We start from the raw sequence: 4,216 nt of genomic DNA on the forward strand, positions 1-4,216 counted from the left end.
ATCGCCTCGGCAAAGGGACTGAGCGGATTACCGGGGCCGCCGTGCAGGAACAGGATCACCGGATTGTCGCAGCGATCGCCCTTGATGGTGATCCACTGCTCGACGCCGCCGATCCGTACGAAGCCCTTCTCATCGATGCGCTGGTCGGGCTTGGCGCAGGCCGGGGCGGGGGCGGTCTGGCTCACGGCCAGGCCCGGCGCCAGGGCGACCAAGGCCGCGCAGATCAAGATGATGGTCTTCAACACAGGTCGTATCCTCGAGATGATCGCGCCCCAACGGCGGGCGATTCTGATCCGATGACCAATCGGTTTCCTCAGAACCCCGCCTTGACCTCGATCGCCACCACGTTGCGAGGCGCGCGCGACGGGCGCAGATCGCCGTCAACCACCACCCGATAGGGGCCTTCGCGGACGTCCAGCGGCTTGCCATTAACGGTGTCGGCGAGGATCACCGGATTGGCGCGATAGACCGGATCGGTCTCGGCGATCGACAGGATGCTGGTGAAACCATCGGCGGCGCGAAGCACCACCACCTGGTTGAGATACCGCCCCATCAGCCGCTCGCCCGAGACGACGCCGGCCTTGAGCAGGGCCCCATGCAGCACCGCGCCCTCATAGACCACGGCCTGGCCCTTGACGGTGATCGTGGCCTTGCCGCGCGGCAGGGCCGCGACGTCGGACGGAGTCAGGATTACCGAATCCCGCCCGGCCACCGTGACCTTGAGGTCCCCCATCAAGGCTGGGGCGGCCAGGACGGGCGAGGCGATCAGGGCGACGGCGAGGGCCGCGAAGGTCAGGAGGCTGCGCATCTTGGCAGGGTGGCGCCCCCACTCGGCCCTGTCATCCCTTGAACGCGGTCATCAGCGGATAGAGCGAGGCCACCAGCAGCACGGCCATGGTGACATTGAAGGCTCTTAAGGTGTTCGGCCGGTCCAGCACCCGCCTGAGGCCCAGGCCGAAGCCGGCCCAGGCGGCGCTGCAGGGCGCGCCCACCAGCATGAAGGTTCCCGCCAGGACCAGGACCATCAGGCTGCCGCTGCCTTCCGGCGTGTAGGTGGTGGCCGCCCCCAGGGCCATGGCCCAGGCCTTGGGGTTGAGCCATTGGAAGCCGGCGGCCTGCAGGAAGGTCATGGGCTGGCCGCCGACGTCCTTGTCATGGATCCCCTTGGCCGTGGCGATCTTCCAAGCCAACCACAGCAGATAGGCCGCGCCGACCCATTTCAGGATCTCGTGCAGGATCGGGAAGGTCTTGAAAACGCCCGACAGGCCCCAACCCATGGCCACCACCATCACCCCCAGGCCGGCGCTGATCCCCAGGATGTGCAGGATCGTGCGGCGAAATCCGAAGTTCGCGCCCGAGGCCAGCAGCATCATGTTGTTGGGGCCGGGGGTGCCGGCCGTGGCGAAGGCGAACAGGACGAACGAGAGCAACAGGTCAGGGGTCATGGCGACGGTCCAGGATCGAGAATGTCACTGTGATGTTCGTCATTGATCCATGAGTCAAAATAAGTATTGTCATCATGACAATTACGGGAGTGTGAATTGCCGCCCTGGTCCCCCGTCCTGCCGGCCGGCGACGCGCCGATCTATGAGCGGCTGGTCGAGCTGCTGCGCGCCGACATCGCGTCTGGCCGGCTGGCGGCCGGGGCGCGCCTGCCGCCGCAGCGCGACCTGGCCCATCGCCTGGGTCTGGGCCTGGGCACCGTGACCCGAGCCTATGTCGAGGCCGAGAAGGCGGGGCTGGTCGAGGCCCATGTGGGGCGCGGCAGCTTCGTGCGCGGCGGCGCGGCGGCGCGGCCCCGTCTTCCCCGGACAACAGCCTAATCAACCTGGCCCAGAACATCGCCCCCTGCCGCCCGGCCCAGGCCCGCTTGGCCGACACCCTGGCGCGGCTGCGCCGGAGGGGCGACCTGACCGACCACCTGGCCTATGCCCCGTCGCCGGGATGGAGGCGCACCGCCGGGCCGGCGCGGCCTGGCTGGAGCGCAGCGCAGGCCTGGTCAGCGCCGACTGGAGCCGCCTGGTGGTCTGCGCCGGCGCCCAGCAGGGCCTGGCCCTGGCCTTCGGGGCCGTGGCGCGCTGGGGCGAGACTGTGCTGTGCGAGGCCTCGACCTTCTACGGCGTCAAGGCCCTGGCCGAGCACATGGGCTATGGCCTCAAGGGTCTGCCCCTCGACGCCCAGGGGCTGAGGCCCGACGCCCTCGACGAGGCCGCGGCGACCGGGGCCTACAAGGTGCTGATGGTGCAGCCCACCTTGCAGAACCCCACGGGCCGGATCATGAGCGCCGGTCGCCGGGCCCAGATCGTCGCCGTGGCCCGCAAGCACGACCTGATGATCATCGAGGACGACATCTATGCGGTCTATGCGCCGGGCGCGCCGCCCGCCTTCGCGCTGCTGGCCCCCGAGCGCACCCTGCACGTCTCCGGCGTGTCCAAGTCCCTGGCTCCGGGTCTGCGCACCGGCTTCCTGATCACCCCGCCCGGCGAGGTCCTGGAGCGGGTGCTGCGCGCCGTCCGGGCCCTGGCCTATGCGCCGCCGGGCTTCGGGGCCCTGATCGCCACCCAGTGGATCGAGGACGGCACCGCCGACGCGATCGTGGCGGAGTCGGTGGCCGAGTTGACCGCGCGCGTCGCCCTGGCCCGCGCCATTCTCGGGGCGGCGATGGAGACGCCGATGTCGGCCAGCGCGCCGCATGTCTGGTTGCCGATGAGCGAGCTGGAGGCCGAACGCCTGGCCGGCCGGGCCCTGCGCGGCGGGGTTGAGGTCACCCCGCCCTCGGCCCCGGTGGTCGCGCCGGGTCTGACGACCGGCGTGCGGCTGAGCCTGGGCGCGACGCCGGATCGCCAGACGCTGGAACGCGGCCTGCGGATCGTGGCCGCGGCGGTGGCCGATGTCGACGAGCGTTCGCGGGCGGTGATCTAGCCGCGGGCTTCAGCCCAAGCCGCGTGCGTTCAGCGCTCGACCTTGCTGTAGGGCACGAACGGGCCAAGACTCACCGCGCCCCTGGAGCGCGCCGGGCCCCTGCCGCCGCGATCGACCATGTGGACAATGTCCCGGTCGCACAGCTGCATGCCGACGGTCCGCGAAAGAATGACGGCGTCGTGATCGAGAAGCGACGCGCCGATCCTGGGGCGGTTCACATAGAGCTTGCCGCCTGGCATGCGGTAGACGATCGCTGTCTCGTCGATGATCTCGGCCGAAAAGGCGCGGCCAGGATCGATGCAGTTGACGGGCGGACCGGCCGTGCGGCCCTCGAGCAGCCGCGCCAGGCTTTGCTCGCCCTTTGGATTCGTCGCGGGATCGGCGAGGGCGTTTGAGGCCGTCGCGAGGGTCAGGCCGATCAGCAGTCCGCGAAGCAAAGCACGCATATCCATCGTTCCCACGCTCGAAATCGCAAAGGTCCGGCCTCGGGCGCCGACCGTTCGACCCGTTCACTCTTCACGCGGCGGACCGAAAGATCAATGCCGCCTCGGAGGCCGTGACCCGCGGATCGGCCGCGTCTATTCCGCCGCGATCGCTTCTGCGTCGGCCGCGGCCTTCAGCACCGCGGCGCTGTTCGACCAGCTCGACGATGTGCTCGATCATGCTCGTTGGACTGTTTGTGGTCCGCCTTGCGGCCATGTAGATCATGCCCGAGCCGGCCCCGCGCGGTGAAGCGAGGTCGGTCATCAGGGCCTCGCCCGGACCATTGACCACGCAGCCGATGATCGAGAGCGACATGGGCTGGCTGATATGGGCCAGCGCTCTTCCAGCGCCTCGACCGTCTTGATGACATTGAAGCCTGCCGGCGCAGGACGGACAGGCGATGATATTGACGCCGCGGTGGCGCAGGCCCAGCGACTTGAGGATGTCGAAGCCGACCTTGATCTCCTCGACGGGATCGGCGGCGAGACTGACCGGATGGTGTCGCCGATGCGGCCCACCATCGAACCGATGCCGATCGATGACTTCACCGTGCCGGTGCGCAGGGCCCCGCTCGGTGACGCCAGGTGCAGCGGGCAGTCGATGCGTTCGGACAGCTGGTGATAGGCGCCACCGTCATGAACGGGTCCGAGGCTTCACACTGATCTTGAACTCGTGGAAATCGTGGTCCTGCAGGATGCGGGCGTGGTTGAGGGCGCTCTCGACCATGGCGTCGGGACAGGCTCGCGTACTTCTCCAGCAGTTCGCGCTCCAGCGAGCCGGCATTGACGCCGATTCGCATCGAGCAGCCGTG

Annotated in this window: 5 protein-coding genes and 2 pseudogenes; 2 read left to right on the top strand and 5 right to left on the bottom strand. The window is 69.0% G+C overall.

The window, feature by feature from the left end:
- The 3 genes and pseudogenes from CSW58_RS11255 to CSW58_RS11265 all read right to left on the bottom strand — a co-directional run.
- Positions 1-245 (bottom strand): annotated as a pseudogene (locus CSW58_RS11255) (alpha/beta hydrolase); the annotation flags it as partial.
- A gap of 68 nt (positions 246-313) precedes the next feature.
- Complete coding sequence (locus tag CSW58_RS11260) at positions 314-808, bottom strand: molybdopterin-dependent oxidoreductase (RefSeq protein WP_099447350.1); 495 nt, start codon at positions 806-808, stop codon at positions 314-316.
- A 31-nt stretch (positions 809-839) separates the two neighbouring features.
- Positions 840-1,445, bottom strand: coding sequence for a LysE family translocator (locus tag CSW58_RS11265; protein ID WP_099447351.1), 606 nt, complete (start codon positions 1,443-1,445; stop codon positions 840-842).
- A gap of 96 nt (positions 1,446-1,541) precedes the next feature.
- Between CSW58_RS11265 and CSW58_RS15335 the strand changes: the two genes are divergently transcribed.
- Together CSW58_RS15335 and CSW58_RS11275 are read left to right on the top strand one after the other, a co-directional pair.
- Positions 1,542-1,823, top strand: coding sequence for a GntR family transcriptional regulator (locus CSW58_RS15335; RefSeq protein WP_099447352.1), 282 nt, complete (start codon positions 1,542-1,544; stop codon positions 1,821-1,823).
- 121 nt (positions 1,824-1,944) lie between these two features.
- Positions 1,945-2,922, top strand: a complete 978-nt coding sequence (locus CSW58_RS11275) for a PLP-dependent aminotransferase family protein (RefSeq protein WP_161494605.1) — start codon at positions 1,945-1,947, stop codon at positions 2,920-2,922.
- Positions 2,923-2,951: 29 nt separating this feature from the next.
- On the opposite strand, the gene CSW58_RS11280 is transcribed toward CSW58_RS11275, so the two are convergent.
- On the bottom strand, positions 2,952-3,368 hold the full coding sequence (locus CSW58_RS11280; RefSeq protein ID WP_099447355.1) for a hypothetical protein: 417 nt from the start codon (positions 3,366-3,368) through the stop codon (positions 2,952-2,954).
- Positions 3,369-3,438: 70 nt separating this feature from the next.
- A pseudogene (locus tag CSW58_RS11285) lies at positions 3,439-4,019 on the bottom strand (flavodoxin-dependent (E)-4-hydroxy-3-methylbut-2-enyl-diphosphate synthase).
- Positions 4,020-4,216: the final 197 nt, after the last annotated feature.

Origin of the sequence: Caulobacter sp. B11 (assembly GCF_002737765.1) — a bacterium.
GTDB lineage: Bacteria > Pseudomonadota > Alphaproteobacteria > Caulobacterales > Caulobacteraceae > Caulobacter.